13 protein-coding genes are annotated in these 13116 nt (G+C 73.3%); 8 read left to right on the forward strand and 5 right to left on the reverse strand.

The features are described from left to right. The first annotated feature begins 272 nt into the window (after positions 1 to 272). The 4 genes from BT98_RS0109130 (at position 273) to BT98_RS0109145 (ending at position 3460) form a co-directional block, all read left to right on the forward strand. Positions 273 to 1028 carry an SDR family NAD(P)-dependent oxidoreductase gene (locus tag BT98_RS0109130; RefSeq protein ID WP_019459358.1) on the forward strand — a complete coding sequence of 252 codons (756 nt, stop codon included), beginning with the start codon at positions 273 to 275 and terminating at the stop codon, positions 1026 to 1028. A 109-nt stretch (positions 1029 to 1137) separates the two neighbouring features. Beyond that, positions 1138 to 1503 carry a hypothetical protein gene (locus BT98_RS0109135; protein WP_019459359.1) on the forward strand — a complete coding sequence of 122 codons (366 nt, stop codon included), beginning with the start codon at positions 1138 to 1140 and terminating at the stop codon, positions 1501 to 1503. A gap of 198 nt (positions 1504 to 1701) precedes the next feature. Next, a complete protein-coding gene (locus BT98_RS0109140) occupies positions 1702 to 2346 on the forward strand; it encodes a DNA-3-methyladenine glycosylase family protein (RefSeq protein ID WP_019459360.1) in 645 nt (214 codons plus the stop codon). A 178-nt stretch (positions 2347 to 2524) separates the two neighbouring features. After that, entirely contained in the window at positions 2525 to 3460 is a 936-nt protein-coding gene (locus BT98_RS0109145) for a metallophosphoesterase (RefSeq protein ID WP_037250267.1), read from the forward strand. Here the strand turns inward: BT98_RS0109145 and BT98_RS0109150 are convergent. Next, positions 3432 to 4205, reverse strand: coding sequence for an alpha/beta fold hydrolase (locus BT98_RS0109150; RefSeq protein ID WP_019459362.1), 774 nt, complete (start codon positions 4203 to 4205; stop codon positions 3432 to 3434). The genes BT98_RS0109145 and BT98_RS0109150 overlap by 29 nt on opposite strands. Positions 4206 to 4275: 70 nt before the next feature. Further along, positions 4276 to 5280, reverse strand: coding sequence for an NAD(P)H-quinone oxidoreductase (locus BT98_RS0109155; protein ID WP_019459363.1), 1005 nt, complete (start codon positions 5278 to 5280; stop codon positions 4276 to 4278). 285 nt (positions 5281 to 5565) lie between these two features. Between BT98_RS0109155 and BT98_RS0109160 the strand changes: the two genes are divergently transcribed. After that, positions 5566 to 6858: an ABC transporter substrate-binding protein gene (locus BT98_RS0109160; protein WP_157223088.1), complete on the forward strand. Its 1293-nt coding sequence runs from the start codon at positions 5566 to 5568 to the stop codon at positions 6856 to 6858. 37 nt (positions 6859 to 6895) lie between these two features. On the opposite strand, the gene BT98_RS0109165 is transcribed toward BT98_RS0109160, so the two are convergent. Both BT98_RS0109165 and BT98_RS23830 read right to left on the reverse strand, forming a co-directional pair. Further along, positions 6896 to 7870 (reverse strand): Bug family tripartite tricarboxylate transporter substrate binding protein, encoded by a 975-nt coding sequence (locus BT98_RS0109165; RefSeq protein ID WP_026032904.1) that lies wholly within the window; start codon positions 7868 to 7870, stop codon positions 6896 to 6898. Positions 7871 to 7995: 125 nt separating this feature from the next. Beyond that, positions 7996 to 9159 (reverse strand): pyridoxal-phosphate dependent enzyme, encoded by a 1164-nt coding sequence (locus tag BT98_RS23830; RefSeq protein ID WP_019459366.1) that lies wholly within the window; start codon positions 9157 to 9159, stop codon positions 7996 to 7998. Positions 9160 to 9673: 514 nt separating this feature from the next. Here BT98_RS23830 and BT98_RS0109175 point away from each other — a divergent pair. The 3 genes from BT98_RS0109175 to mtnA are packed head-to-tail and all read left to right on the forward strand — an operon-like array spanning position 9674 to position 11837. Further along, a complete protein-coding gene (locus BT98_RS0109175; RefSeq protein WP_019459367.1) occupies positions 9674 to 10168 on the forward strand; it encodes a DUF983 domain-containing protein in 495 nt (164 codons plus the stop codon). Continuing rightward, entirely contained in the window at positions 10161 to 10679 is a 519-nt protein-coding gene (locus BT98_RS0109180) for a UPF0262 family protein (RefSeq protein ID WP_226946040.1), read from the forward strand. The genes BT98_RS0109175 and BT98_RS0109180 overlap by 8 nt, the downstream gene beginning before the upstream one ends. A 48-nt stretch (positions 10680 to 10727) precedes the next feature. Beyond that, on the forward strand, positions 10728 to 11837 hold the full coding sequence (mtnA, locus tag BT98_RS0109185; RefSeq protein WP_019459369.1) for an S-methyl-5-thioribose-1-phosphate isomerase: 1110 nt from the start codon (positions 10728 to 10730) through the stop codon (positions 11835 to 11837). Positions 11838 to 11904: 67 nt separating this feature from the next. On the opposite strand, the gene BT98_RS23835 is transcribed toward mtnA, so the two are convergent. Continuing rightward, positions 11905 to 13110: an anhydro-N-acetylmuramic acid kinase gene (locus tag BT98_RS23835; protein WP_051004715.1), complete on the reverse strand. Its 1206-nt coding sequence runs from the start codon at positions 13108 to 13110 to the stop codon at positions 11905 to 11907. Between the last annotated feature and the right edge of the window lie 6 nt (positions 13111 to 13116).

A 13116-nucleotide genomic window follows, 5' to 3' on the forward strand; every position in this document is an offset into this window, starting at 1 on the left:
ATACGTTGGCCCCGTAATTTTCACCGTTTTGGGACTGGCTCACCGCGTGGCGGAGCCGCCTGAAGGTGGCGCGCTGCTACAATCCAGCACGGCAAACCTGTGGGACACCGGCACACCGCCGCCAGAGGCCGAGCCGTCTCCCCGGATACATTGACGCCCTTCCCGCCTCGGCCGAGTCTATGCGGGTCCGACATCGGTTTTGCAACCTTTAGTTGCAGTCCCGCCGGCGGCAACGGGATGCGGCACAGGGATCGCCCTGAGGGGACAGCGGCATGCGGATTCGGTTCGATGGCATCACGGTGGCGGTGGCCGGCGCGGGGCATGGCTTCGGGCGACGCATCGCCCACGACTTCGACGGTCTGGGCGCGCGCGTCTTCGCCTGCGATCTTTCGGTGGAGGAGCTTGAGGACACCGCCACGGGCACCGGCATCGCGGCTGAGGCCTTCGACCTCACCGCCCCCGGCGCCGCACGCGGCTGGATCACCCGTGTCGAGGAAGCCAGCGGCGGGCCGGTCGGCGTACTGGTCTGCAACGCCGGCGGCGTGCGCGGGCAGGTGATGCACCCGCTGGAGGAGGTGCCGGAGGCGGACTGGCATGCGCTGTTCGACATAAACCTGCACGCCGCCTTCAACCTCTGCGCGGCCGTGGCGCCCGGCATGAAGCGCGCCGGCACGGGGCGGATCGTCACCGTCAGCAGCAGTGCCGGGTTGCGCGCCTCGCTGACCGGCATCCAGGCCTATTGCGCCGCCAAGCACGGGCTGGTCGGGCTGACCCGGCAGCTCTGCCACGAGCTTGGCCCGCATGGCATCACCGTGAACTCCGTGGCGCCAGGCTTCGCCCCTACCAACCCTGCCAGCATCGCGCAGTTCGAGAGCTATGGCTCCGAGGGGCGGAAGGCGCTGCTGGACGGCATCGCCCTGCGCCGCCTCGGCACGGCGCAGGACATCGCCAACGCCGTGCTGTTCTTCGCGAGCCCCCTCGCTTCCTGGATCAGCGGCGAGGTGCTGAGCGTGAACGGCGGCCGCTGAACCACGCGCCGCGATGGCGCGACCGTGACCGTCTCCACCCCTGGCCCAACCCGTGCCCGCGCGGCAGTTTGACGCGGTGCGACCCATGACCCCGAGGGGAATCCTTCCCGTGACCCGTTCCACCATCCTGGCCGGCCTGCCGGCCCCCGCCAGCGTCCTGGCCGGCTTCCTCGCCGGCTTTCTTGCCCTGGCCGGACAGGCCGTCGCGCAGCCCGCCCCGGCGCCCGCCACGCCCCCCGCTCCGGAGGCCGGCCGGCACGAGACGAAGTTCGAGTATATCGACCAGTCGCTGGAGGCCCTGCTGAAGGACGGCTTCGAGGTGCGCACCTCGATCGGGCCGATGCTCTTCCTCTCCAAGCCCGGGGCGCTCGGCGCTGCCCGCACGGCGGCCTGCACCGTCGGCCTGACCAACAGCATGATGGCGCGGCCGACGGAGATGAAGCAGGCGCCCTCGACCTGCTTCTCGCTGAACTAGGGCGGATCGCCGCCGGACGGCCCCGCCCGGAAGCGTGAAGCCGCCTTCCGGGCGAGAGGACCGATCGTCCGCCAGGGACACCCGGGAACCGGAAGGTCCCCCGGGCCGGACCGGCGCGGCGGCCGTTGGACGGGATTGGCGGAACGGTGGCTTTGTGCCAGTTTTGTTCTCGTCCTTCCCGATGGGCCGCCCCAGCACATGAGCAACCGCGAAGCCCGCCGCCATCTGGCGCAGGATCCCGTCCTGGCCCCGGTGATCGCCCAGGTCGGCGCTTGCCGCCTGAAGCCCGTCGGCGGGCGTGAACCCTATGAGGCCCTGGTCCGGGCCATTGCGCACCAGCAGGTGCATGGCCGCGCCGCCGAGGCGATGCTGAACCGGCTGATCGCCCTGGCGCCCGGCCATCCCTTCCCGCCCCCGGCCGGCATCCTGGCGCTGCCCGAGGGCGCCTTGCGGTCCTGCGGCTTCTCCGGCGCCAAGCAGGCCGCGATCCTGGACATCGCCCATAAATCCGCCGCCGGCTGGGTGCCCACCCGCCGCGCCGCCAGCCGCATGGCGGACGAGGCGCTGATCGAGCGCCTGGTGGCGCTGCGCGGCGTCGGCCGCTGGACGGTGGAGATGCTGCTGATCTTCACCCTGGGCCGGCGCGACGTGCTGCCGGTGGACGATTTCGGGGTGCGGGAGGGCTATCGCCTCGCCGCCGGGCTGGAAAGCCAGCCCCGCCCACGCGACCTCGCCACGATCGGCGAGGCCTGGTCCCCCTTCCGCTCCGCCGCCTCCTGGTATCTCTGGCGCGCGGCGGACCTGCACAAGGCCGGGCAGTTCCGGATGCCCCAGGCGATCTGAAGCAGGCGATCCGGACCGGGCCACCCGGACCGGGCCACCCGGACTGGGCCACCCGGACTGGGGCTGTCCGAACCCGCCGGCCGCCATGGACGCGCGCCACCCATCCGCGGCGTGACGCTTTCTCCATCCCGCCCCGCCCGCCATGGACGCCGCGGGAAGCCCCGTGCCAGAAGCGGGCATGTCTTTGCTGACCCGCCGGAACTTGCTGGCCGCCGGCGCCACGCTCCTGGCCACCGGCGCCTCCGGCTCCGCCTATGCCATGGTGATCGAACCCGGCTTCCGTCTCATCGTGCAGGAATACCGGATCCCCATGGCCAGCTGGGGCGACCGGCCGGAGCTGCTGATCTGCGCCACCGCCGACCTGCACAGCGGCGATCCCTGGATGCCGCTCAGCCGCGTGGAGCGCATCGTGGACTTGGCGAACCGGCTCCAGCCCGACCTGCATGTGGTGCTGGGCGACCTGCCGGGCGCGCTGCGCGGGCGCTTCCGCCGCGCCTTCCCCGCCCCGCCGCCGGAGGAGACCGCTTGGCGCCTCGGCCGGCTGGAAGCGCCGCTGGGCGTCTTCGCGGTGACGGGCAACCACGACTGGTGGGACGACCGGGAGGCCGTGCTGAACCGGCAGGGCCCGCCCCGCTCCGCCCGCGCCATGAGCGAGGCGGGGCTGCGCCTCCTGTCCAACGAGGCGACGCGCCTGCCGCTCGGCCCACCCGGGCGTGATGGCGGCGTCTGGCTCAGCGGCATCGACAGCCAGCAGGCCTTCTGGCCGCTGATGCACTGGGAGGGGGCGGACGACCTGCCCGCCGCCCTGGCGCCCCTGGCCCTGGACGACGCCCCGGCCATCCTGCTGGCGCACGAGCCTGACATCTTCCCGCACGTCCCCGCCCGGGTCGGCCTGACCCTGTCCGGCCATACCCATGGCGGGCAGATCCGCATCCTGGGCTATTCGCCGATCGTGCCGTCCCGCTACGGCCGCCGCTACGCCTATGGGTTGGTCGAGGAGGAAGGGCGGCGGCTGGTGGTTTCGGGCGGGCTGGGCTGCAGCCGCTACCCGGTCCGCTTCGGCGTGCCGCCGGAGCTCACCCTGGTCAGGCTCGGCCCTCCAGGAAAGGCGTGATCGCCTCCAGGAAGCCGGCCGGGTTCTCGGCATGCAGCCAGTGCCCGGCCTTCGCCACCGTGGCGAAGCGCGCCTGGGGGAAAAGCGCGCGGAGGCCCGGCTCGTCCTCCGGGCGGATATAGCCGCTGCTCTCGCCACGCAGGATCAGCACCGGCCCGTCATAGCGCGCCCCCGCCGACAGTGCCGGCCAGCCGACGATGTCGTCCATCGCCGCCGCGATCTCCTCCAGCCCGATCCTCCAGCGCGGCGGTTCGGCGGCAAAGTCCAGGTTCTGCAGCAGGAAGGCCCGCACCCCCGCCTCCGGCACCGCCTCCACCAGCGCGGCATCGGCCTCCTTGCGCGTCAGCCCCGGCCGCAGCGGGATGGCCCGCATCGCCGCCGCATAGGCGCCAAAGGTCGGGCGGTAGTCCCGTGGGGCGATATCGGCCACCACCAGGCGCGACACGGCGCCCGGATCGGTGAGCGCCAGCATCATCGCCACCTTGCCGCCCATGGAGTGGCCCAGCACCGCTGCCGGCCGCGCCTCCGCGGCCCGCAGCGTTTCCGCCACGTCCCCCGCCATGGCCGGGTAGTCCATGCGGGCATCGTGCGGGCTTTCGCCATGGTTGCGGAGGTCGATCGCCAGCACGCGGTGCCGTTCCGAGAGGTTCCGCTGCACGAGGCCGAAATTCCGCCCCTGGCCGAACAGCCCGTGCAGCAGGGCGACGGGCTCCCCCGCTCCGGCTTCGAGCATCTTCAGGCGCATCGGCTCTTCCCCTCCAGGCCAGGGCGCTGGTTCGCAGGCGGGCGCCATCCCGTCAAACCCGGCGGCCGGATCAGGCGGCCACCTCCAGCATGATCTTGCCAATATGAGTGCTGCTCTCCATCAGCGCGTGGGCCTCGGCCACCTTCTCCAGCGGGAAGCGCGCATGGATGCGCGGCGCGCAGCGCCCGGCGGTGAGCAGCGGCCAGACCTGCCCTTCCAGCGCCTGGGCGATGGCGCCCTTCTCCGCCGCCGTGCGCGGCCGCAGGGTGGAGCCGGTGACGGTCAGCCGCCGGACCATGATCGGCCGCAGGTCCACCTCGCTGGCCTTGGGCCCGTCCAGGAAGGCGATCATCACCAGCCGCCCGTTCTGCCCCAGGCAGCGGAGGTTGCGGGGGAAATAGGAGCCGCCGACCATGTCCAGGATCGCGTCGATCCCCTTGCCGTCGGTCAGGCGCTTCACCTCCTCGGCGAAATCCTGCTCGCGGTAGTTCCAGGCTTCCGCCGCGCCGAACTCGCGGCAGGCGGCCACCTTCTCCGCGCTGCCGGCGGTGGCCAGCATCCGTGCGCCGAAGGCCTCGCCGAGCTGGATCGCGGTGATGCCGATGCCGGAGGTGCCGCCATGCACCAGCGCCGTCTCGCCCGCCTGCAGCCGCCCCAGCCCGAAGAGGTTGGCCCAGACGGTGAAGAAGTTCTCCGGCAGCGCCGCCGCCTTCACGGCGTCATAGCCTCCTGGCCAGGGCAGGCACTGGGTCTCCGGCGCCGCCACGTATTCGGCATAGGCCCCGCCATTGGTCAGGGCGCAGACGCGGTCGCCCGGGCGCCAGCGGCCGACATTGGCGCCGCAGGCCACCACCTCGCCCGCCGCCTCCAGCCCCAGCACCGGGCTGGCGCCCGGCGGCGGCGGATAGCTGCCCTGGCGCTGCGCCACGTCGGGCCGGTTCACCCCGGCCACCAGCACGCGGATCAGGACCTCCTCCGGCTTCGGCTGCGGCAGGGGCCCCCGGGCCACCCGCATCACCCCGGGGTCACCGCCCTCGCCGTGCTCGATGAAGCGCATGCTGTCCGGCAATGCCATGGCGGCCTTCCCCCCTGTATGGACCCGCGCCGGCCACGCCCTGCGGCAGCAGGCAAGGCGCGGGGCGGCGGCGAACCTCCAGGGTCGGGACAGGAAGCCGGGGCGTCAAGGCCGGGCGCCCGGCAACCCGGGAGGGGAAGGCTTCCCGGGACGCGCCAGGGCATGAACAAGGACCGGCCCCTTTCCCCCGAAGCCGCCGGGGAGCGCCCCGGGGTTGCGCTGGCCGGGCGCTTCCGCTTGCATGCCTGCCGGATTTCCCTCCAGCCGGGCCAGATTCCCCCTCCGATGCCTCCTGCCGCGCGCCGTCCCCTGCTGGCGGGCCTTGCCGCCCTCCTTTTGCCCGGCATCCGGCCCGCCCAGTCGCAGGCCCCGGCCGTGCCGGGGGTCGGCCAGACCATGCCGCCCGCCGTCACGGTGGGGGAATGGCGCCTCGGTGCCCTCTTTCCCTTCACCGGGCCCTTCGCGCTGATGGGCGACGAGGCCTATCGCGGGCTGGAGATGGCGGCGGACGAGCGCAACGAGGCGGGCGGCCTCGCCGGGCGCCAGATCCGGCTGCTGCGCGGCGACGCCTCGGACCAGACCCAGGCGGTGAGCGAGGTCCGCCGCCTGACCTCGGGGGAAGGCCGGGTCGCCTGCGTCTTCGGGACCACCATCTCCGCCCTGGCCCTGGCCGCCTCCCAGGTGACCGAGGCGCTGGGCACGCCCTATTTCGAGCTCGGCGCCATCGCCGATGCACTGACCGCGCGCGGCGCCCGCTTCGTCTTCCGCAGCTGCCCGCGCGCCATGGAATTCGGCCGCCTCTCGGTGGATGCCGTGGCCGACCGTCTCGCCCCCGCCTGGAAGGCCGACCCCAGGGCCCTGCGCATCGCCATCCTGGCGGAGGACGGCCCCTATGGGCAGAGCGTCGCCGCCGCCCAGGAGGACCGGCTGCGCGCACGCGGCATCCCCCTCGCCGTCCGCCTGTCCTTTCCGTCCCGCACCACGGATCTCGGCACGCTGCTCGGCCAGCTCCGCACGGCGCGGGCCGAGGTGGTGCTGCACAGCGCCTATCCCGGCGATGTCGTCCCCTTCTTCCGGGCCATGCGGGAGGCGCGCTGGCAGCCGCGCATGGTGATCGGCGCCGGCGGCGCCTACAGCCTCAGCGACACCGCCCGCAGCCTGGGGCAGGAGATCGAGGGGGTGATGAACGTCGATGTCACGCCCTTTGCCACGGATGAGGCCGCCGCCCCCGGCGTGGGCTCCTTCGCCGAGGCCTACAAGCGCAAATACGGGGCCGAGCCGCGTTCCGGCCACAGCCTCGCCACCTATGCCGGCGCCGCGGTCTTCCTGGAGGCGCTGAGCCGCGCCGGCACGGCGGAGAAGGAGCGCCTCCGCGCCGCCGTGCTTGCCACCGATCTGCCCGAAGGCAAGGCCGTCACCGGCTGGGGCGCCCTTTTCGACGAAAGCGGCCAGAACACCCGCGCCCGCCCGCTGCTGGCGCAATGGCAGGAGGGCCGGCTGGTGACGGTGGCCCCGGCCCCGGCGGCGGTGGGCGCGCTCCGGGGAAGTCTCGGCGCGGCGCGTGCCGCCCCGCCCTGACGGGTTTCCCGGGGGGTCAACCTGCCCCGGGGACTTCCTAGCTCGCCGTGATCCCGGCATCCTTGATGATCGGCTCCCACTTGGCGATCTCGGCCTTCAGGAAGTCGCCGGTGGCCTCGGGCGTGAAGCTGGAACGGGTCTCCATGGTGAGGTCCGACAGGCGCTTCTGCACGGAATCCATGGCCATGACCCGGTTGGTCGCCGCGTTCATCGCCTGGACGATGGCGGGCGGCGTGCCGGCGGGGGCGAAGATCATGTGCCAGGTATAGGCCTCGTAGCCCGGCACCCCGGCCTCGGAGAAGGTCGGCAGGTCGGGCAGCTGCGGCAGGCGCCTGGCGGAGGAAACGGCCAGGCCGCGCACCTCGCCCCGCTGCACGAAGGGCAGCGCGTTGTTGGCCACGTCCAGCATCATCACCACCGTGCCGCTCAGCAGGTCCGGCATCGCGGCGGCGGAACCGCGATAGGGCACGTGGTTCACCTTCAGCCCGCCCGCCTGCTTCAGGAACAGCTCGCTCGCCAGGTGCAGCGCCGCCCCGGCACCGGTGCTGGCATAGTCGAACTTGCCCGGATTGGCTTTGGCCAGGGCGATGAACTCCTGCAGCGTCTTCGCCGGCAGGTCCTTGTTCACCATCATCAGCATCGGGATCACGCCGGTCATGGTGACGGGCGTGAAATCCGCGATCGGGTCGAAGGGCAGCTTGGCGAAGATCGCCCGCAGCGTGGCATGGGCGATGGTGGTGTAGAGGAAGACCGAGCCGTCCTTCGGCGCCTTGGCCACCACGTCGGAGCCCACGACCACACCGGCCCCGGTGCGGTTCTCCACCACCACCCGCTGCGGCAGCTGCTTCGACAGCTCGTCCGCGATCAGCCGGGCCGGGATGTCGGTCGGCCCGCCGGCGGCGAAGGGCACCACGAGGCGCACCGGCTGGTCCGGCCAGGTGCCCTGGGCGCGCAGCACGGCGGGGGTGGCAAGGGTCGCGAGGGCGGCCCCGGCCAAGGTACGACGCCTCATTCGTTCCTCCAGAACATCGTTCAGCCCGGCGCGGTGGCCGGACCTTTCACGGCGGATTACGCGTCAGTCATGACAGAAGGTCAATCGTACCGAAAGGCACGGTGCCCCTCAGGCTGTGCCGCTGGTCAGCCCGCCGCCGCCCCGGCAAAGGGCGCATCGGCGCCGAAGGCCAGCACCCGGCTTCCGGCATCGAGGCCCAGAGCCGACCGCGCCGCCGGGTCGCGCACGGCCAGCAGCAGCCCCGCCATCACCGCCGCGCCGCGCTCCCCTGACCTGATCGCTCCGTCGATCCCGGCGGACAGGCTCCGCCTCGCCCCCGCCACCGCCTCCGGCGGGACGGCGAGGCAGGCGAAAGCGGCTCGCTCCAGCTCCCCCCAGGCCAGCAGCGACGTGCTTTCTCCCGCCTCGCCTCGCCCGGCCCGGGAATGGCCGGTCCAGGAATGGGCGGCCTCCCGCATCAGCCCCTCCGGCTGTTGCCCCTCGCCTTCCGCCTCCACCACGACCAGCCTCGGCGCCGTCCCGCCCAGGCGGCGCGCCTCCACCGCGACCGCCGCGGCCAGGGCACCGCTGCCGCCAGAAACGAAAACATGGCTGGGCGGAGCGGGCAGGCCGGAGAAGGCTTCCTCCGCCACGAGGCGGCAGCCCTGCATCACGTCGCGCGCCGCCTCGGTCTGGCCTGGCCAGGAGTGGTCCGACAGGAACAGCCATCCCCCCGCCTCCGCCCGCCGCGCCGCGTCCCGCACCGCGCACCGCTCTCCTGCCGGTCCGCCCGGGCATTCCAGGACTTCCGCGCCCTGGCCCGCCAGCGCCTCACGCCAGGCGGCCGGGCTTCCTGCCGGCAGCAGCGCCACGCAGCGGGCATGGAAGCGCCGCGCCCCCCATGCCACGGCCAGGGCGAAGCCGGCCTCCGGACCGCTGGCCAGAGTGATGCCCCGCGTCGCCTCCGCCAGTCGCCCGGATTCGAGCTCCGGGGCCTCCGCCGCCCGCGCCACGCCGCGCCGGGCCAGTTCCGCCGACAACAGGCGCTGCACCGCATAGGCGGCCCCCAGCGCCTCGGCGCCGCCCACGGCCTCCGGTCCGGCGCGCCGGCCTTCATCCTTCCAGTGCAAGGCCGCAAGCCCAAGCGCCGCCGCCAGGCCGGGAAGGCCGGTCGGCGGCGCCGGCGCATGGCCGGGCCAGGCCGTGATGGCGGCCCGGGCCCGCCGCCAACCCCCTTCCGGCAGGGTCACGAGGCCCGGAACGCCGGGATGCGGATTGACGAGGCAGTGGAGGGATGCGGGCGCGCTCATGCCGCCAGCCTAGCCGGCGATCGCCCCGCGGTGGAATCGCCGGGCCTGAAGCGCCTGCCGGGACAACACCCCGCACCCTGCCACGCCGCGTCCCCGGCGCCCCGCTTCCTCCGGCGGTCTGGCCATTCCGGACCGGGCTTCGCGAGGGCTATCCCATCGTGCCACTTCCCGGCACCATTCCTCCCCATGGCCGCCCCTGGCGCAAATCTACGCCAGGGGACGTCCTGCAATGGCGGGGGAAGCCGGGTCACGGGTTGATGCGACCTGGGCGAGACCGCATTTGTTGCACTGTGCCAAGCTTCGTTCACAAGCGGACGACAGGCTTGCATTTCGCCATCGGACATGCCGATGTTGCGTTGCACAAATACGATCCCCGAAGACAAGGGGCACGCAAGCCCTGGGCAGACGGGGCAGGAACGTCGGAGACAACGCGGACATGACGCAGATTTCCCATTTGGGCGGGGAGGCCCTGACCGCCCACAGGCCACCAGCCGCCCCTGCGGTGGATGCCCCGTTGGCCCATCCGACAGCCAACGGCACCTTTCCCGAAGCGCGCTGGAACCCACGGCAGGGCCCGCCGGAAGCGCCCGCCGGGGCTCCCCCCCTGCCCTCCCTGCTGACGGCGATGGGGCGCGGGCTCCGCAACCGCTGCCCGGTCTGCGGCGAGGGCCGCGTCTTCCAGGGCTTCCTGGCCGTGGCGCCCGCCTGCAGTCATTGCGGCACGCCGCTGGGGCGCATCCATGCCGACGACGCCCCGCCCTATTTCACCATCTTCATCGTCGGCCATCTGCTGCTGCCGCCGGTTTTCTGGGTGGAAAAGGCCTACCACCCGCCGATGTGGTTCCACATGGCGCTTTGGCTGCCGCTCTTCGCCGTCGTGACGACGCTGCTGCTGCGGCCGGTGAAGGGGGCCACGGTGGGGCTGATGCTCAAGCTGGGCTTCGGCGGGGCCGAGGACATCCCCCTGGAGAACCAGGACCATCTCCGAAGCGGGCGGCACGATGTCTGACGGCCGGACGCCGATGGGCCACGTCACCGAGGCGTCCCAGGCCGAAAGCCAGCGCCTGGTCCGGATCGAGCTGCCGGAAGGGCTGACGCCGCACAGCCCCTATGCCGAGGCCGACCGCGCCCAGGCGGTGGCCGACCTGCTGGCCGGCAACCGCTTCGACCCGCCCGGCCTGCCGCCCGGCCCCTATGGCCTGCACCTGGACCTGCGGGAGAACCGGCTCTGGCTGGACATCCGCGGCCCCAACGGCGCGCCCCTGCACGGCTTCGCCCTGTCGCTCAGCCCCTTCCGGCGGCTGATCAAGGACTACCTGATGGTCGTCCAGGCACATGAGGAGGCGGTGACCCAGGACAGCCACGACGCCCGCATCCAGGCCATCGACATGGGCCGGCGCGGCCTGCACGACGAGGGCGCGGACCTGCTGCGGGAGCGGCTGGAGGGCAAGGTCGCGGTGGACCTCGTCACGGCCCGCCTGCTCTTCACCCTGGTCTGCGCCCTGCACAGCCGCGTGTAGCCGAAATTTCATGGGTCCCGGCGCGATCATGGGCCATATCCCGCCCCCATGAAGATCGCCGGTGTTCCCTATCGCAGCATCTGGGTGGACGAGGAGGACGGCTGGTCCGTCCGCATCTTCGACCAGACCCGCCTCCCCTGGGCGGTGGAGACCCTCCGCCTGACCGACGAGGAGCAGGTGGCCCAGGCCATCCGCTCCATGCAGACGCGCGGCGCGCCGCTGATCGGCGCCACCGCCGCCTATGGGCTCGCCCTCGCCCTGCGCCGCGACCCTTCCACGGAGAACCTGGAGCGGGTGGCCGCCATGCTGGGCGAGACCCGTCCCACGGCGATCAACCTGCGCTGGGCGCTGGAGCGGATGCTGGAGGCGCTGCGCAACCAGCCGCCGGAGCGACGTGCCGAGGCCGCCTATGCCGAGGCCAAGGCCATCTGCGACGACGACGTCGAGACCAACCGCCGCATCGGCGAGCACGGGCTGGAGCTGTTGCGCGGCATTGCCGCCCGCAAGCAGGCCGAGGGCCGCGGCGGCGAGCCGGTGAACGTGCTCACCCACTGCAATGCCGGCTGGATCGCCACGGTGGACTACGGCACCGCCCTGTCGCCGATCTACCAGGCCTTCGACGAGGGCATGAAGGTCCATGTCTGGGTGGACGAGACCCGCCCGCGCAACCAGGGCGCCGCGCTGACCGCCTGGGAGCTGGGCGCCCATGGCGTGCCGCACACGGTGGTCTCCGACAATGCCGGCGGGCACCTGATGCAGCACGGGCAGGTCGATATCGTCATCGTGGGCACCGACCGCGTCACCCGCAACGGCGACGTGGCCAACAAGATCGGCACCTACCTCAAGGCCCTGGCCGCGAAGGACAATGGCGTGCCCTTCTGGGTCGCCCTGCCGCATTCGACCTATGACCCGCGCGTGGCCGATGGCGTGCGGGAGATCCCGATCGAGGAACGCTCCGCCGCCGAGGTCACCGACATCACCGGCCGCGCCCCGGACGGCTCGCTGGTCACGGTGCGCGTCGCCGCCGAGGGCAGCGACGCCGCCAACCCGGCCTTCGACGTGACGCCGGCGCGCCTCGTCACCGGGCTGATCACCGAGCGCGGCCGCTGCGACGCCAGCGCCGAGGGCCTCGCCGGACTCTATCCCGAGCACGGGTGAACCCCTCCGGCCCCGGCCCGCCCGCTCTCCGGGGTGGGCCGGGGCCGGAATCCCCCTTTCCGCCGCTTCAGCGGACCTGCCCGCCCTCCTCCCCCACCATCCCGTCCGGCATGGCCATCAGGCCCTGCATCGCGCGGGCAGCCAGCACGGCCAGGGCCTGGGACGGAAAGGCCATGCCGTCGAAGCCCGCCGCATCGACCGTCCGCACCGGCTCCTCCAGCACCGCCGCCAGGGCCCGCCGCAGGGCGGCGTTCACCCTGCCCCGCCCGGCCAGCAGCCACTGCCGGGGCGGCCCGGGCAGATGGCGCGCGGCCTCGGCGACGCAGAGCGCGGAATAGGCCACCACCACCGCCGCGCCATCGGCGGGCGGCAGCGCCATGGCCCCGGCGCGTCGCAGGGCCCGTTCGAAGCCAGCCCGGTCGAAGCGCGCCCGGCCGGGGTCACCCTCCCCGGAACCGGCTCCTCCGGCATCGCCGCCGCCGGGCCCGCCCTGTTCCGGCGGGCCGGCCGCCCCCAGCCGCAGCCCGGGATGCGCGATCAGCCTCGCCAGCACCGCGCCATCGGCCCGCCCCGCCATGGCGAGCCGGCCGCTCATGTCCTCGCCCGAGGCTTCCAGCGACCACTCGGCCCAGCCCTCGGCGGGGCCGCCCGCCGGCCCGGCCTCGAAACGCAGCATCTCGCCGCTGTCCCACCGGTCGCCGGGGCCGAGCCAGGTCACGCGCGCCACGCCGTCCAGGTCCAGGATCGCCAGGGGCCGTGGCAGCCCCGCCGTCAGGGCCGGATAGGCCGATGGCAGGATCACCCGCCCATCCTCCCCCGCAGCCAGCCCACCACCAAAGCCGCTGGCCACCGGCAGGCCGAGGCGGCGCGCCAGGAAGCCGCCCTCCATCAGCGGCACGGGCGCCCCGTCCCGCCCGCACCCTGCCAGCCCCGGCCCGTCGAAGCCCAGGGCCACAACCCCAGGAGCGATGATCCCAGAGGTCGCCACGCCATCGGGCCCCGCCACTGCCGCCACGGCCTCGGCGCAACGCTCCACCAGACGCTCCACCGCCGGGCCGAGCCCGCCCCAGGCCTCCTCCGGCCCGGCCTCCAGCGCGGCGCGCAGCACCCGCCGCAGGGCCGGCGGATGCGGCAGCAGGCGGAAGGGACCGGCCTGGGCCACAACCGTCCCGTCGGTTTCGAGCAGAGCGGCCTCCACGCCCTCCAGCGAGGCGGGACAGCGCAGCCCGATGGTCCGCAGCCCCGTTCCTTGCAGCCTCGTTCTTCGCACCATGGTGTC

This window comes from Roseomonas mucosa ATCC BAA-692 (assembly GCF_000622225.1).
Lineage (GTDB): Bacteria > Pseudomonadota > Alphaproteobacteria > Acetobacterales > Acetobacteraceae > Roseomonas > Roseomonas mucosa.

Coding starts and splice junctions, on each gene's coding strand:
- mtnA (WP_019459369.1), top strand. CDS start 10,728: ATGAAGATCGCCGGTGTTCCCTATCGCAGCATCTGGGTGGACGAGGAG.
- BT98_RS0109145 (WP_037250267.1), top strand. CDS start 2,525: ATGTCTTTGCTGACCCGCCGGAACTTGCTGGCCGCCGGCGCCACGCTC.
- BT98_RS23835 (WP_051004715.1), bottom strand. CDS start 13,110: ATGGTGCGAAGAACGAGGCTGCAAGGAACGGGGCTGCGGACCATCGGG.
- BT98_RS0109150 (WP_019459362.1), bottom strand. CDS start 4,205: ATGCGCCTGAAGATGCTCGAAGCCGGAGCGGGGGAGCCCGTCGCCCTG.
- BT98_RS0109165 (WP_026032904.1), bottom strand. CDS start 7,870: ATGAGGCGTCGTACCTTGGCCGGGGCCGCCCTCGCGACCCTTGCCACC.
- BT98_RS0109180 (WP_226946040.1), top strand. CDS start 10,161: ATGTCTGACGGCCGGACGCCGATGGGCCACGTCACCGAGGCGTCCCAG.
- BT98_RS0109140 (WP_019459360.1), top strand. CDS start 1,702: ATGAGCAACCGCGAAGCCCGCCGCCATCTGGCGCAGGATCCCGTCCTG.
- BT98_RS0109130 (WP_019459358.1), top strand. CDS start 273: ATGCGGATTCGGTTCGATGGCATCACGGTGGCGGTGGCCGGCGCGGGG.
- BT98_RS23830 (WP_019459366.1), bottom strand. CDS start 9,159: ATGAGCGCGCCCGCATCCCTCCACTGCCTCGTCAATCCGCATCCCGGC.
- BT98_RS0109155 (WP_019459363.1), bottom strand. CDS start 5,280: ATGGCATTGCCGGACAGCATGCGCTTCATCGAGCACGGCGAGGGCGGT.
- BT98_RS0109160 (WP_157223088.1), top strand. CDS start 5,566: ATGCCTCCTGCCGCGCGCCGTCCCCTGCTGGCGGGCCTTGCCGCCCTC.